10 protein-coding genes are annotated in these 14,672 nt (G+C 72.7%); 3 read left to right on the top strand and 7 right to left on the bottom strand.

Annotated features, from left to right (window positions below; translation table 11 throughout):
• Positions 1-37: 37 nt before the first annotated feature.
• The 4 genes from CLV43_RS35380 to CLV43_RS35365 all read right to left on the bottom strand — a co-directional run bounded on the left by CLV43_RS35380 (position 38) and on the right by CLV43_RS35365 (position 5,757).
• Positions 38-1,435 carry a carbohydrate-binding protein gene (locus tag CLV43_RS35380; RefSeq protein ID WP_106192924.1) on the bottom strand — a complete coding sequence of 466 codons (1,398 nt, stop codon included), beginning with the start codon at positions 1,433-1,435 and terminating at the stop codon, positions 38-40.
• A 92-nt stretch (positions 1,436-1,527) separates the two neighbouring features.
• The gene (locus CLV43_RS35375; RefSeq protein WP_106192922.1) at positions 1,528-3,201 is read right to left on the bottom strand and encodes a bifunctional 3'-5' exonuclease/DNA polymerase; all 1,674 of its coding nucleotides are present in this window, start codon (positions 3,199-3,201) and stop codon (positions 1,528-1,530) included.
• A 167-nt stretch (positions 3,202-3,368) separates the two neighbouring features.
• On the bottom strand, positions 3,369-5,177 hold the full coding sequence (locus CLV43_RS35370; RefSeq protein WP_106192921.1) for a S9 family peptidase: 1,809 nt from the start codon (positions 5,175-5,177) through the stop codon (positions 3,369-3,371).
• Positions 5,170-5,757 (bottom strand): ArsR/SmtB family transcription factor, encoded by a 588-nt coding sequence (locus CLV43_RS35365; protein WP_106192919.1) that lies wholly within the window; start codon positions 5,755-5,757, stop codon positions 5,170-5,172. The genes CLV43_RS35370 and CLV43_RS35365 overlap by 8 nt, the downstream gene beginning before the upstream one ends.
• 92 nt (positions 5,758-5,849) lie before the next feature.
• On the opposite strand from CLV43_RS35365, the gene CLV43_RS35360 reads away from it, so the two are divergent.
• The gene (locus tag CLV43_RS35360) at positions 5,850-8,450 is read left to right on the top strand and encodes a tetratricopeptide repeat protein (RefSeq protein WP_106192917.1); all 2,601 of its coding nucleotides are present in this window, start codon (positions 5,850-5,852) and stop codon (positions 8,448-8,450) included.
• A 33-nt stretch (positions 8,451-8,483) separates the two neighbouring features.
• Here CLV43_RS35360 and CLV43_RS35355 read toward each other — a convergent pair whose 3' ends face one another.
• On the bottom strand, positions 8,484-9,101 hold the full coding sequence (locus tag CLV43_RS35355) for a TetR/AcrR family transcriptional regulator (protein WP_106193058.1): 618 nt from the start codon (positions 9,099-9,101) through the stop codon (positions 8,484-8,486).
• A 129-nt stretch (positions 9,102-9,230) separates the two neighbouring features.
• Between CLV43_RS35355 and CLV43_RS35350 the strand changes: the two genes are divergently transcribed.
• The gene (locus CLV43_RS35350) at positions 9,231-10,142 is read left to right on the top strand and encodes an alpha/beta hydrolase (protein WP_106192916.1); all 912 of its coding nucleotides are present in this window, start codon (positions 9,231-9,233) and stop codon (positions 10,140-10,142) included.
• A gap of 293 nt (positions 10,143-10,435) precedes the next feature.
• On the opposite strand, the gene CLV43_RS35345 is transcribed toward CLV43_RS35350, so the two are convergent.
• Together CLV43_RS35345 and pruA are read right to left on the bottom strand one after the other, a co-directional pair.
• Positions 10,436-11,359, bottom strand: a complete 924-nt coding sequence (locus tag CLV43_RS35345; RefSeq protein ID WP_106193056.1) for a proline dehydrogenase family protein — start codon at positions 11,357-11,359, stop codon at positions 10,436-10,438.
• A gap of 25 nt (positions 11,360-11,384) precedes the next feature.
• On the bottom strand, positions 11,385-13,010 hold the full coding sequence (pruA, locus tag CLV43_RS35340; RefSeq protein WP_106193054.1) for an L-glutamate gamma-semialdehyde dehydrogenase: 1,626 nt from the start codon (positions 13,008-13,010) through the stop codon (positions 11,385-11,387).
• 112 nt (positions 13,011-13,122) lie between these two features.
• Between pruA and CLV43_RS35335 the strand changes: the two genes are divergently transcribed.
• Positions 13,123-14,649 carry a PucR family transcriptional regulator gene (locus CLV43_RS35335; protein ID WP_106192914.1) on the top strand — a complete coding sequence of 509 codons (1,527 nt, stop codon included), beginning with the start codon at positions 13,123-13,125 and terminating at the stop codon, positions 14,647-14,649.
• Positions 14,650-14,672: the final 23 nt, after the last annotated feature.

The following is a 14,672-nucleotide window of genomic DNA, read 5'->3' as shown; positions in this document are numbered from 1 at the left end:
CAGGGAAGACGTCGTCCGCGGCCCGCCACAAGCCTTGTCAGGTACCGAACCTGATCCAGTTCACGCTCACGTACGGCGAGGACTGACCGCTGGTGAACGTCACGTACACGTCGTGCGTCCCGGTCACGCCGGACATGTTCGCGGGGACGGTCCGCCAGCTCTGCCAGCCGCCGGTGTTGCCGACCGCGAAGCTGCCGACCACCGCGCCCGACGGGCTGTCCAGCCTGGCCTCGACCAGACCGCTGACACCGCTGCCCGCACCGGAGGCGACGCGGGCGGTGAACTGCGTCGCCGTGGTGCTGCCGAACCGCACCCCGGAGAAGCGCATCGAGCCGCCGTTGGCGATCTGGCCGACGTCCTGGCCGCCACCGGTGTCGCTGGTGGTCTCGACCGTGCCACCGCTGCGCGAGGTCGCGCTCTCCGCCTGGATGCTGCTGTAGGCGTCGAACCCGCTGCCGCTCGGCGGCGTCGTGGTGGTCGTCGTCGGGGTCGTGCCGCCGCCGCCCGCGGTGTAGACGGCGACGTAGTCGACGACCAGCGAGTGGCCCGACACCGTCGCGGCCGTGGGGGTCGAGCCCGCGAGGGCGTTGGGGAACGCGCCGCCGATGGCCAGGTTCAGCAGGATGAAGTAGCCCGCGTGGTTGGTCATGTTCGCCCACGTGTCCGCGGGCAGCTGGTTCTGCGTGACGCTGTGGAACTGCTGGCCGTCGACGTACCAGCGAAACGCCTGCGGGCTGGAGCTCTGGTCCCACTCGAACCGGTAGGTGTGGAACGCCGACTGGCAGCTGGAACCGGGGCACGCGCGGTTCGCGCCGAGGCCGGTGGTCTCGTTGCACGGGCCGCCGGGGTTCACGCCGCAGTGCAGCACGCCCCACACGGAGTTGATCCCGTTGACGTTCTCCATGATGTCGAACTCGCCGATGCCGGGCCAGTTCCAGTAGTTGCCGCGGTAGGGCGATCCCAGCGCCCAGAACGCGGGCCAGTAGCCGAGTGCGGCGTTGCCGGTGACGTTCGGCATCTGGATGCGCGCTTCCATCGCGACCTTGCCGCCCGACGGCGGCCGGAAGTCGCCGCGCTTGGTCTCGATGCGCGCCGACGTCCAGTTGTTCGACCCGTCGCGCAGCGCGGTGATGCGCAGGTTGCCCGCGCCGTCGAGCTTCAGGTTGTCGGTGCTGTTCGTGTAGTTCTGGACCTCACCGGTGCCCCAGTTCGCCGGACCGCCGGGGTAGGCGTGCCCCAGGTCGACGGTCCAGTTCGCCGATGAGGGCAGGGTGCCGCCGGTGCCGTTGAAGTCGTCGCTCCACGCGAGCGACCAGCCTGCCGGGGTGGTGGGGACGGAGGCGTTGGCGGTGGCCACGAGGACGACCGGGATGGCGGCGAGCATGGCCGCGGCGGCCGCGAGGAACCGTCGTCTGCGAGTCGGGGTGAGCTCCATGCGCGGGTGACCTCCTTGTCACTCGGGTGTGGTGCTGGTGCCTATGAGAGCGCTCTCACCTGAAACGTGCAAGCAGCCGATCGGCGCAACGCCTACTTCGCGTCGGCGTAGCTGGAGATCGCGACGGCCTTGAGCGGGAACCGGACCGGGGTGTCGCCGAACACCAGCCGCGAGGCCTCCGCGCCCGCCGCGGTGATCTCCGCGCGGACCGTTTCGGCGACCTCCGCCGGGCAGTGCACCAGCACCTCGTCGTGCACGAAGAACACCAGGTGGGCGCCCGGCGCGCGCTGGTTCAGCCTGCGCCGCAACGCACCCAGCAGGGCGGCCGTCCAGTCCGCCGCGCTGGCCTGCACGACGAAGTTCCGGGTGAACCTGCCCCACTCCCGCGAGGCCCGCCGCGAACGCCGTTCGGAGTCCTCGTCGCCGTCGGCGTTCCCGGTTGTCTCGCGCCACGAATCCGACGGTGCCGGACTCGTCCGGCCCAACCTCGAACGGACCATCCGACCCTGTTCGCCCGCCTGCGCGGCGGCCTCGACGTACCCGACGGCGTCCGGGAAGCGGCGGCGCAGCACCGCCAGCAGCGGCCCGGCCTCACCGCTCGTGCCGCCGTACATCGCCGACAGCATCGCGATCTTCGCCCGCCCCCGGTCGCCGTCGAACGCGTCGCCCGCCAGGTTCGTGTACAGGTCGTCGTCACCCGCGACCTCGGCCAGCTTCCGGTCGCCGGACAGCGCGGCCAGCACCCTCGGCTCCAGCTGCGCGGCGTCCGCCGCGACCAGCATCCAGCCCGGATCGGCGCGGACGGCCGTGCGCAGCGTGCGGGGGAGCTGCAGGGCCGCGCCGCCGCGGGTCGCCCACCGGCCCGACACGACACCGCCCACCACGTAGTCCGGTCGGAACCGGCCGTCCTTCACCCACTGCTCCAGCCACGACCAGCCGTGCGCCACGTAGAGCCGGGACAGCTCCTTGTACTCCATGATCGGCGCGACGGCGGGGTGGTCGACCTCCTTGACCACCCACGCCCGCGCCGAGGGGATGTCGATGCCCTCCCTGGCGAACGCCCGCACGATGTTCGCCGGGTTGTCCGGGTTCACCGCCCTGCCGTGGAACGCCTCGGTGATCCGGTCCACCAGGTCGGCCAGCCTGCGCGGCCGCGCACCCGGCAGCGGACGCGGGCCCAGCATCTCGACCAGCAGGTCCTCGTGCACGTCCGCCCGCCACGGCAGGCCGAAGTGCGTCATCTCGGCCGCCGCCAGCGCGCTCGCCGACTCGGCGGCCACCAGCAGCCGCAACCGGTCGGCGTGCGGCTGGGCGGCCAGGGTCCGCTGCTGCTCGGCGTGCACGGCGACGACGGCGTCGAGCGGGTCCGTGCCGCCCGGCAACCGTTCCTGCTCGGGCTCGAACAGGGTCGGCTGCGCCTCGCGCTTGCGCGGACCGTGGTCCTCCGGAGGCTCCAGGCCCTTGAGCCGCGCGACCGCCGCCGCCAGACCACGGGGTTCGCGGTGCCTGCCCAGGTACCCCAGCAGCAGCCCCTCGACCAGGCCGAGGTCGAGGCAGCGCTCCACCCGCACCCCGCGTTCCAGCAGGTCCGGGTACACCTCACCGGTGCTCGCCCAGATCCAGCGCGGGTGGGACGCCGCCTCCAGCTCCGCCACCGTGCCGCTCAGGTCGTCGCTTCGGAGGGCACGCCCCTCGGGCTCACCCTTGTCGGACAACGACAGCACCCTGCCACCGTTGTCACCCTCCGCAACCACCGCTACCAGCACATCTGTGATTGTGCTTCACAGGTCCGACAGTGTTGTTGGTCGCTCCTCCGGAGACTCCGGCGAGGCCGCCGGGGAGTCGGCAGTTCGACCCCGGTTTTCCGACGCCGGGGACAGCGTCGCCGACATCGAAAAACCGGGGCCGACCTACCGACGCGGCCTCGCGGCCACTACCCACCGAGGTGCTTCACCAGGAACTCGGCCGTGTCACCGATGGCCTTGACCTCGTTGGCGCGGTTGGTGAACCCGTGCCCCTCGTCGTCGTACACGTCGTACCGGACGTCGACGCCCCGCGCGCGCAACGCCTCGACGATCTGGTCGCTCTCCGCCTTCACGACACGCGGGTCGTTGGCGCCCTGGATCACGAACAGCGGCGCGGTGATCGCGTCGACGTAGGTGATCGGCGACCGCTCCAGCAGGAACTCCGCCTCGGTGTCCGGGTCGCCGACCCAGGCCGCCATCTCGGCCCGCCACGTCTCCGGGACGGACCGGGCCATGGTGAGCAGGTTGGACGGTCCCACCATGGACACGCCCGCCGCCCACAGCTCCGGCTGCCGCGACAGGCACGACAGGGTGGCGAAACCGCCGTAGGACGCGCCCCACACGCCGATGCGCTTCGGGTCGACCCAGTCCAAGGAGGCCAGGTACCTGAAGGTGTGCTCGAGGTCGAGCAGCTCGTCCCCGCCGAAGTCGCGCAGGATCAGGCTCTGGTAGGTCTTGCCGTACCCGGTGGAGCCGCGCACGTTCGGTGCGAGCACCGCGACCCCTTGCGACAGCAGGTACTGGTAGAGCCCGGCGTAGTTGTACAGCGGCCGCTCCTGCGCCTCCGGTCCACCGTGGACGGACACGACCACCCCGCGGACACCCTCGCCGCGCGGTCGGTAGAGCCACGCCGGGACCTCGCGGCCGTCGTGCGTCGGGTAGCGGACCAGCTGCGGCTCCACGAAGGTGACGGCCACCGCGGGCGCGCTGTCGGTGAGGTAGCGCAGGGTCCCCTCCGCCAGGTCCAGCGCGACCACCTCGGTGGGGCGGGTGCCGGTGGTGAGCAGGAACGTCAGCACGTCCCCGACCACCGACAGCGACGCGATCACGCCCGCGGGCAGCTCGGGCAGCACCAGCAGCTCGCCGTCCCGTCGGGCGAACAGCCGCGAGACGCCGTCCTCGTTCACCGTCCACGCCGTGGTGGTGCCGTCCGCGGCCACCTGCTCCACGTCCCACGGCGGTGTCACCAGGGCGGTGGTCGCGCCGGTCGCGGGCGAGTGCAGGCCGAGCGCGACGAACTCGCCGTCGGTGTCGTGCCGAAGGTGGAAGGCCGTCGAGTCGGGCGTCCACGGTCCCGGCAGGTGCAGGCGCCTGCCCTCGTGCTCGGTGAGGACCCGCGGTGGGGCGTCCGGGTCGGCCAGGTCGACCAGCCACAGGTCGTTGTCGCTGTTGCCGCGGAAGCCGGTCGCGAGCAGCCACCGCCCGTCCGGCGACACGGAGATCGCGTGCAGCATCGTGCCGGGCGTCGACTCGACCCGCCGGACCTCGCCGGTCTCCAGGTCCTGGACCAGCAGGTCCTGCACGGCGGGGTCGCGGTCGTTGGCCGCGTAGACGACCGCGCGGCCGTCGGGGGTGAACGGGGTGATCGCGCCGTTGTCGTACACGCTCCCGCCCAGGACGTGCTGGCGGTCCACGGTGTCGGTCAGCCGCCTCGCCTCGCCGCCCTGGGCGTCCACGAGGTACAGCTGGAACTGCTCGTTGCCCTGGAAGTCCGCCGTGTACAGCAAGGACCCGCCGTCGGGCGACCACGCGACCTGCCGCACGGCGTTGTGGGTGTACTCGGTGAGCTTGCGCGGCTCGCCGCCCGCGACCGGGACGACGTGGAGGTTGTGCTGCCCGTCCGCGTTCGCGGAGTAGGCGGCGAACCGCCCGTCCGGCGACAGCGCGACGTTGGAGCGGAACCTCTGCCTCGGTGCGAAGTCCTTCGACTCAGCCATGTTCTCCCCCTGGTAGTGGAAGTCGGAGTGGGATGGTGGACGTGGAGATGTCCACCGGCGCGGTGCCGGGTCTGCGGTTCGACACGAGGCCGCGGTCGACGTAGCGGCCGATCACGTCGTGCAGGGCCCCGTTCAGCTCGACCAGCTCGGCGGCGGTGAGGTGGAGCACCGAGGCCGTCTCGGACGCGGCCTCGCGCCACTCGTCCGGGTACTCGTCCCTGGTGCGCCACCAGTCGGCCTGCTGTTCCCGCCTGCGGGCCCAGCGCAGCTCGTCCATGGCCCGCAACGCGCTCAGGCCCTCGGGGTCGAGGTCCTTCGACCTGATCCGGGTCTCCTGCTCGACGAGCCGCCAGGGCCGCTGCCTCCCGACACCGCCCTCCGCCTCCTCGACGAAGCCGTGCCTGGCCAGCAGTCGCAGGTGGAACGAGCAGTTCGACGCGGTCGTGCCGAGCTCGGCGCCCGCCTCGGTGGCGGTGAGCGGTCCTTCCTGGGCGAGCAGCTCCATGATCCGGACGCGGAGCGGGTGGCTCAGCGCCCGGAGGTCGTGCGCGTCGGTGAGCTGACGCCTCTCGAAAGACATGTTTCGAAAGTAGTGTTGCGATACCGGATGAGTCAATGCCGAAAAGGTGTGGTTGGTGCCAATGGCCTCAGCGGGGAGTGCACTATGGCGCAGTGGAACGGAACCGCGGCGCCTCCTACCGGCTCGACCCACCACCGAACGGCTCGGCGGTCGTCGGAGCGGACACGGGACCCGGCGGCCTGCTCGACGCGCGCAACGAGGTGGTGCCGTTCCACGGCCGCATCCGCGAGCTCGGCGCGCTCACCCGCTGGCGCGAGGAGCAGACGCGGATGGCGACGCTGCTGCTGCACGGCGTCGCCGGGGTCGGGAAGTCCAGGCTGGCGGCCAAGTTCGTGGTCGAGAGCCGCGCCGCGGGGTGGACCGTGCTGGTCGCCCGGCACGGCGAGGGCGCGGCCGACCTGCGGCCCGCGGTCAGCACCGCGCGGCTGCTGGTCGTGGTCGACGACGCCGACCGCTGGCCGTGGCCCGACCTGAGGGACCTGCTGCGCGAGCCGTGGCAGCGGACCAGCGCGGAGAGCCGGGTGCTGCTGCTGTCCCGGCTCACCGGCTGGTGGTGGTCCTCGACCCGGCAGCGCGGCACCGACCTCGGCCACGTGATGTCGGACCTGCCGCTGGTAGCGCGCCCGGAGGAGCACGCCGAGTCGTTCGCGTTGGCGTGCGGGAGGTTCGCCGAGGTCCTCGGCGTCGAGCGGCCCGCGTCCGAGCCCGTGCACGCCGACACCACGTTCGACGTGCACCTGACCGCGCTGGCGACGGTGCTCGGCGCCGCCCCCGGCTCCGGCCGGTCCGACCTGGTGCGGCACCTGATGAGCCGCGACGCCGTGCCCGCCGGGTCGCCCCGGCTGGCGGAGGACTTCCTCGCGGTCGTGCTGCTGGACCACCGGATCGCCGCCGAGGAGTCCGCGAAGGGGCTCGCGACGCTCGTGCAGGCCGCCCGCCGGTGGCCGCACCTGCGCAGGCGCGCCGAGACGATGTTCACCGAGGACCCCGGACTCGCCCGCACTGCGAGCGCGTCGACGTTGCTGGCGCTGACCGAGATGTCGTCGATCCCGCTGCTGCGGGCCATCGCGCCGCACGTGTTCGAGGAGCGCCGGTTCAACGGCGACGTGCTGCCCGCCGTGCTGACCAGGCGGCTGGTCGAGCACGCCGTGGCCAACGGCGCGGACAGGCTGGAGCACGCCGAGCTGTACGGGATGCTGGCCGCGCGGGCGGCGTTGGCCGCGCTGCGCGACGAGGCGCTGACCGCCGCGCACCGGGAGGTCGCGCTGTACCGGGAGCTGGTCGCGGACGACCCCGCCGAGCACCGGCCCGCGCTCGCGGACTCGTTGGGGGACCTGGGACTGCGCTACGTCGCGGTGCGCCGCCCGGTGGAGGCGCTGGTCGCGGCGGGCGAGTCCGTGGCGCTGTGCGAGGACATCGTGGCCGACGACCCGGAGAGCACCCCGCAGCTCGCGGCCGCGTTGGAGCAGCTGTCCCTGCGCTGCGTCGCGGTGGGCAGGCGGGAGGACGCCGTCGAGGCGGTCGGCCGGGCCACCGCGCTGTACCAGGAGCTGTCCGCGCGCAGTCCCGGACTGTTCCGGTTGGACTTCGCGAAGGCCGGTCACCAGCTCGCCGTGCGGCTGTTCGACGTCGGCCGCGTCTCGGAGGCGTCCGAGGTGGCCGGTCGTGCCGTGACGGCGTGGCGCGCGGTGGCCGAGTCGGACCCGCGCTACGAGCCGGAGTTCGCCCGGATGCTGGCTCGGATCGGGATGGTGTTGCGCACCAACGACATGCGCGACGAGGCCGTCGAGGTGGTCGAGGAGTCGATCGTCGTGCTGCGCAGGCTGGTCGCGGTGAACCCGCGCGGCTTCGAGCCGGACCTTGCCGTGGCGCTGGTGTCCGGCAGCGCGCTGCTGCTGGAGTCCGACCGCAGGGCCGACGCCGTGCGGCTCGCGGAGGAGGCGGTCGCCGTGCGCCGCCGCGCCGCCGAGTCCGGCCTGCCCGACGACCTGGCCGCGCTCGCCGCCGCGCTGTGCCACCTCGTCACGACCTCCGACCGGTTCGACGACCGGCTCGCCGCCGCCGAGGAGGCCGTGGTGCTGCTGCGCCGGTCCTCGGTCCACCGCGTGGAGCTGGTCGTGGCGCTCACGTCGTTGGCCGGTGTGCTGCTGTACGACCGCCGCGACTACGAGGCGCACCGGGCCGTCGACGACGTCCTGCTCATCGTCGGGCGGCTGCCCCGGCAGCAGCTCGCGGTGGACGGTCCCCGGCTCACCCAGGCCATGATCACCCTGGCCGACGAGCTGTCCGCCGTGCGCCACCACGGCAAGGCCGTGGAGCTGGCGGAGCAGGTCGTCGCGATCTGGCGCGATCTCGCCGACCCGGCCGCCCACCTGTACGCCCTGCACCGCCTCGCCCTCGTCCTGCACGACGCGCGCCGCCACCCCGAGGCCCGCGACGTGGCGCACACCGCCGTCGTCCTCTGGCACCTGCTCCGCACCCCGGAGGACCTCACCGCCGACATCGGCTACGCCGAGGCCCTCTCCAACTACGCCAAGCTCTGCGCCGAGACCGGCACCGGCCTCGACCACGCCCTCGACGCCGCCCACCGCGCCGTCGTGGTCGCCCGCAAGGCGAACAGCTCCCCGGCGGGCCTCACCCGCGCCCTCACCGCCGTCGACCTCGTCCTGGACGCCGCCGCCCTGCCGTCGTGACCGCGTCACCGACCCGTTGTACCGCAAGGGGGTTCATAGGGTCGGTGCCACCACGGAGTCGCGGACCCTGGCCATGACGGTGGTGAGGACGGCGCGCAGCGGGGCGATGTCGCGGCGCGTCTGGGTCAGCAGGATGCCGCCCTGCAGTGCCGCGAGCAGTGCCAGGGCGAGGTCGTCGGGGTCGGTGCCCTCGCGCAGCTCGCCGCGCGCGTGCATCGCGCGCAGACCGCGTCTGAGCGGCGCCTCCCAGCTGGCGAAGGCCTGCACGAGCTGCATGCGGACGCCCTCGGAGGTCTCGGCGAGCTCGCTGGCGAGGCTGCCGAGCTCGCAGCCGCCGATGAAGTCGCGCTCGACCTGGGTCCTGATCGCGTTGCGGCACCACGTCTCCAGCTTCTCGACGCTGTCGAGGTCCGCCGGGGCGCCGGGGTCGCCGAGGCCCGCGTGGAACTCGATGACGGCCGCGACGAGCTCGGACTTGTCGGAGAAGTAGTGGTACACCTGCGAAGTGCTGACCCCGGCCTCGGCCATGACGTCCTGGATGGTCGTCCCGGCGACGCCGCGGGCCATGATCACCCGCGCCGCCGTCTCGACGATCCGGTCACGGGTCGCGCGGCCGCGGCTGGTCAGGTTCCTGGTGGTCGACTTGGTCAAGGCCATCCTCCTCGCGAGAGGCCGACGACGGTAGCACGAACTGGAATTGACATTCCATTTTGCCCTGCGCAGACTCCGCGGCAGCGGCCGACCAAGGCCGTTTCGCCTACGGGACAACGGAGAACCGCCATGCCCAGCACCGAGTCCGACGCGCTCCGCGACCTCATGACGAGGATGTCGGAGCGCACCGCAGCCAACCCGGAGATGGGGCTCCCCGAGCTGCGCGGCATCCTCGACGAGCTGTCCACCCTGGCCGCCGAGCCGACCGGGGTCACCTACGAGGAGGTGGACGCGGGCGGCCGTCCCGCCCTGTGGTGCGACCCGATCGGGGCGGCGCGGGACCGGGTCGTCCTGTACTTCCACGGCGGCGGGTTCATGGCCAACTCGGTGGGCAGCCACCGCAAGGTCGCCGCGCACCTGGCCAAGGCCGCCGGGATCCGCGCGCTCGTGCTGGAGTTCCGGCTCGCGCCGGAGAACCCGTTCCCGGCCCAGCTCGACGACGCGGTCGCGGCCTACGAGTGGTTGCTGGCCAACGGGTTCGAGGCGGGCGGCATCGCCACCGCGGGCGACTCGGCAGGCGGGAACCTGGCCACCAGCACGGCGTTGCGGCTGCGCGACGAGGGCAGGCCCGTGCCGGCCGCGGTCGTGGCGATGTCACCGTGGTACGACCTGGAGGCGACCGAGGGCACGCTCGACACGAACGAGAAGACCGACGCCTTCCTGAACCGGCAGCTCGTCCAGGGTCTGGCGGCCATGTTCCTCGGCGCCGACGGCTCCGCGAAGGACCCCCTCGCCAACCCGCTGCACGCCGACCTGGCGGGCCTGCCGCCGGTGTACCTCAGCGCGGGCGGCCACGAGGCCCTGCTCGACAACGCCGAGCGCTTCGCCGGGCTGGCCCGCGCCGCCGGGGTCGACACGACCCTGGAGGTGTCGCCGGGCATGCAGCACGTGTACCCGCTCATGGCGGGCCGCGCACCCGAGGCCGACCGGACGCTGGCCGCCGTCGCGACCTGGCTCCGCCCCCTGCTGGGCCTCGCCTGACCTGCGACGACGACGGCGGCGGGCACCGCTCCCGCGATGCCCGCCGCCAAGCCGAACCGCCGCACCCCGCGCCCGACGGGCCGCCTCACCGGGCCGGAACTGTCGGACTCCTCGCGTAGGTTGGAAATCCGGGGCCCACACCCCGCATCCAGAGGTCAGCACCCCGCGCGGACCGCCTCACCGGACCGGAACTGTCGTACCCCGCCCGTAACCTGGAGATCGGGGGGCCCAGATCCGGACAGCACGCCCACCGGCGGCTCCCGCGGGACCACCCGACCCCACCGAGGCCCTGCTCAGCCCGTGGTCACCAGCGACCGCAGGAAGAACGCCACGTTCGCGGGCCGCTCGGCCAGCCGCCGCATGAAGTAGCCGTACCACTCGTCGCCGTAGGGCAGGTACACGCGCATCGTGTTGCCCGCCGCGGCGATCCGCTTCTGCTCCTCCGGACGGATCCCGTACAGCATCTGGAACTCGTAGCTGTCCAGCGCCCGCCGCCCGGCCAGGTCCGCGGCGATCGCGATCAGCCGCGGGTCGTGCGAGGCGACCATCGGGTAGCCCTCGCCCGCCATGAGCACCTTCAGGCACCGCACGTACGACCGGTCCACGTCGGTCTTGTCCTGGTAGGCCACCGAGGCCGGTTCCTGGTAGGCGCCCTTGCACAGCCGCACCCGCGACCCGGCGTGGGCGAGGTCGCGGCAGTCCTGCTCGGTGCGCTTGAGGTAGGCCTGCAGCACCGCGCCCACCCACGGGAAGTCCACCCGCAGCTCGCGCAGGACGTCCAACGTGGAGTCGGTCGTGGTGTGGTCCTCCATGTCCAGCGTCACGGTCGTGCCCACGGCGTCGGCCGCCGCGCAGATCCGCCGGGCGTTCTCCAGCGCGATCTTCTCCCCGTCCACGGGCAGCGACCGCCCGACGGCCGACAGCTTCACCGACACCTCGGCCCGCCCCGCGTAGCCCGCGTCGTCCAACCGGGACAACAGGTCGGAGTACGCCGCCACCGTGGCGTCGGCCTGGGTCGCGCCGAGGGTGTCCTCGCCGAGGTGGTCCAGGGTCGCGAAGCGGCCGTCGGCCACGAGCGCGCCGGTGGCGCGGATCGCGGCGTCGACGTCGTCACCCGCGATGAACCGGTCCACGACCGGGCGGGTCAGCGGGGTGCGCTCGACCAGCTTGCGGGCACCGGTCGAGCGGGCGGCGGCGAGGAGCGTGGAGCGGAGCATGGTCATTCCCTCCCGTGGTGGGGGATCAGCCCTGGTGCGGGTAGCGGTAGGAGGTCGGGGCCACGAACGTCTCCTTGACGGAGCGCGGGCTGACCCAGCGGAGCAGGTTGTGGATGGAGCCCGCCTTGTCGTTGGTGCCCGACGCGCGGCCACCGCCGAACGGCTGCTGGCCGACGACCGCGCCGGTCGGCTTGTCGTTGACGTAGAAGTTGCCCGCCGCGAAGCGCAGCTCGCTCATGGCGTGGGCGACGGCGCCGCGGTCCTGCGCGATGACCGCGCCGGTCAGCGCGTACGGGGACGCGCTCTCCATCTGCCGCAGCACCTTGTCGTAGTCGGCGTCGTCGTAGACGTGCACCGACAGCACCGGGCCGAAGTACTCGGTGGTGAACACCTCGTGCGACGGGTCGGTGCCCAGCAGCACCGTCGGCTGCACGAAGAAGCCGTCGGTGTCGTCGGCCGTGCCGCCCGCGACGACCTCCAGCGAGGAGTCCGAACGCGCCGCGGTGAGCACACCGGAGAGCTTGTCGAACGAGCGCCGGTCGATGACCGCGCCCATGAAGTTGTCGAAGTCGGTCACGTCGCCGACGGTCAGCGAGGCCACGTCCGCGAGGAACGCGTCCTTCACCCGGCCCCACACCGAACGCGGCACGTACGCGCGGGACGCGGCCGAGCACTTCTGGCCCTGGTACTCGAACGCGCCGCGCACGAGCGCCGTGCGCAGGATGTCGACGTCGGCGGACGGGTGCGCGAGCACGAAGTCCTTGCCGCCGGTCTCGCCGACGATCCGCGGGTAGCTCCGGTAGGACGCGATGTTCGCGCCGACCTGGCCCCAGAGGTGCTGGAACGTGCGGGTCGAGCCGGTGAAGTGGATGCCCGCGAGGTCCGGCGCGGACAGTGCGACCTCGGACACGGCGATGCCGTCGCCGGGCAGCAGGTTGATGACGCCGGGCGGCATGCCCGCCTCTTCGAGCAGCCGCATGGTCAGCTGGGCGGCGAAGCTCTGCGTGGGGGAGGGCTTCCACAGCACCACGTTGCCCATCAGCGCGGGCGCGGTGGGCAGGTTCGCCGCGATGGCGGTGAAGTTGAACGGCGTGATCGCGTAGACGAAGCCCTCGAGCGGGCGGTGGTCGGTGCGGTTCCACACGCCGGTGGAGCTGGTGGGCTGCTCGGCCAGCAGGGTGCGGCCGAAGGCCACGTTGAAGCGCCAGAAGTCGGCCAGCTCGCACGCCGCGTCGATCTCGGCCTGGATGGCGGTCTTGGACTGGCCCAGCATCGTGACCGCGTTGATCGTGGACCGCCACGGGCCGGTCAGCAGGTCGGCCGCGCGCAGCAGGATCGCGGCGCGGTCGTCGTAGGACAGCGCGCGCCACGCGGGGGCGGCGGCGCGCGCGGCGGCCAGCGCGTCCTCGGTGTCCTGGTGGGTGGCGCTGGGGAACGTGCCGAGCACCGAGCGGTGGTTGTGCGGCTGGACGACGTCGAACCGCGCCCCGTCGCCCGACCGCTGCTCGCCGCCGATGGTCAGGGTTCCCTCGAGCGGCTCCTTGACCAGCTCGACGAGCTTGGCCTGCAGCTCCGCGCGCTCCGGCGAACCGGGGGCGTACTGCAGGACCGGCTCGTTCACCGGCGACGGAACCCTGGTCACAGCGTCCACGAGCAGCTCCTCCACAACAGCGGATGTCTTCCGCAACCGTAGGTCGCGGAGACCGCTCGGCTTTTGTCCTGACGGCTAAGATCCGGGTACCCACTTGGCCGAACGGACAAAGATGAGCCTGCAGGAAGTGCTGATCGCCCTGGGTGACCCGCTGGTGGAGCTCCAGGTGGCGCCGCGCGGGCTCGACGTCGACGTGCTGGACGTCGTGATCATGGACCCGGACGACGTGCCGGACATCCGCCCCGGTGACCTCGCGCTGGTCATCGGCGCACGTGGTCGGGCGGCGTTGCCGCTGGTCAGGGCTGCGGGCGCGCGCGGGGCGGTGGCCGTGGCGGTCAAGGTCGACGGACCCGTCCCGCAGCTCCGGCAGGCCGCCGTCGACGCGGGCGTCGCGCTCGTCGCGGTCCGCCCCGAGGTCCGCTGGGAGCACCTCGAGTCGTTGGCCAGGGCGGTGCTGACCGCCCCGGCGGACAACGGCGAGGTGCTCGGCGACCTGTTCGCGCTGGCCCAGACGATCGCCTCGCTGACCGGCGGCATCGTGAGCATCGAGGACACCTCCAGCCGGGTCCTGGCCTACTCGCGCTCCAGCGACGAGGTCGACGAGCTGCGCAGGCTGTCCATCCTCGGCAGGCAGGGACCGGAGCCGTACCTGAAGATGCTTCGCGACTGGGGCGTCTACCAGCTGCTGCGCTCCGGCGAGGAGGTCGTGCGGATCGACGAGCGCCCGGAGCTCGGCATCCGGCGCCGGATCGCCATCGGCATCCACGCCGGACCGACCCCGCTGGGCACGATCTGGGTGCAGGAGGGTGACGCACCGCTGACCGAGCAGGCCGAACGGGCCCTGCTCGGCGCTGCCCGCGTGACCGCCCTGCACCTCGTCCAACGGCGCAACGAGCCCACCGCGGCGTTCCGCGAGAACCTGCTCGCCTCCCTGTTGGACGGTCGCACGGACGCCGAGTCGGTGGCCGGGCAGATCGGCGCGGACCCCGGCAAGCCCGCCGCCGTCGTGGTGTTCTCCTCCCGCGACGAGTCCGCCGACCGCACCCAGGCCGAGCTGCGCCGGGCCGAGCTGACCGGGCTGATCTCCGTGCACGCCGCCGCGTACCGGCGCAGCGCGCTCGTCACGCAGGTCGGCGCGCGGACCTACGTGCTGCTGCCCGACCTGCCGCCAGGGGCCCAGCTCCTGGGCCTCACCAAGGAGATCGTGACGACCGCCCGCAAGCACATCGGGCTCGGCGTGCGGGCCGCGGTGGGCTCGACGGTGTCCACTTTGGATGATGTCGGCGTGTCCCGGCAGGAGGCGGACCGGGTGCTCGACGCGATGGGCCGCGACCTCGACGCCGACGTGGCGACGCTGGCCGACGTCCGGTCGCGGGTGCTCGTCAGCGAGACCCTCGCGCTGCTCGCGGCCAACCCGCGCGTGCGCGACCCGAGGCTCGACGTGCTCGACGGCGAGCTCGGCCGGTCCGTGCTGGCCTACCTCGACGCGTTCGGCGACGTGCGGTCGGCGGCCCGCGTCCTGCACGTCCACCCGAACACGCTCCGCTACCGGGTGCGCCGCGCGGCGGAGGTCTCCGGCGTCGACCTGGACGACCCGTTGCAGCGGTTGTTCGCCCAGTTGCAACTGAGGTTGGCCTGAGAGGTTCCTGTCGTGTTTTCCCA

Source organism: Umezawaea tangerina (assembly GCF_003002815.1).
Taxonomy (GTDB): Bacteria; Actinomycetota; Actinomycetes; order Mycobacteriales; family Pseudonocardiaceae; genus Umezawaea; species Umezawaea tangerina.
The sequence above is the reverse complement of the archived record's forward strand: the minus strand, read 5'-3'. Positions and strand labels throughout refer to the sequence as shown.

What these genes read in the sequence shown, in the direction of transcription:
- CLV43_RS35380 (WP_106192924.1), bottom strand. Translation starts at nt 1,435, where the DNA reads ATGGAGCTCACCCCGACTCGCAGACGACGGTTCCTCGCGGCCGCCGCG.
- CLV43_RS35370 (WP_106192921.1), bottom strand. Translation starts at nt 5,177, where the DNA reads ATGGCTGAGTCGAAGGACTTCGCACCGAGGCAGAGGTTCCGCTCCAAC.
- CLV43_RS35365 (WP_106192919.1), bottom strand. Translation starts at nt 5,757, where the DNA reads ATGTCTTTCGAGAGGCGTCAGCTCACCGACGCGCACGACCTCCGGGCG.
- CLV43_RS35350 (WP_106192916.1), top strand. Translation starts at nt 9,231, where the DNA reads ATGCCCAGCACCGAGTCCGACGCGCTCCGCGACCTCATGACGAGGATG.
- CLV43_RS35345 (WP_106193056.1), bottom strand. Translation starts at nt 11,359, where the DNA reads ATGCTCCGCTCCACGCTCCTCGCCGCCGCCCGCTCGACCGGTGCCCGC.
- CLV43_RS35335 (WP_106192914.1), top strand. Translation starts at nt 13,123, where the DNA reads ATGAGCCTGCAGGAAGTGCTGATCGCCCTGGGTGACCCGCTGGTGGAG.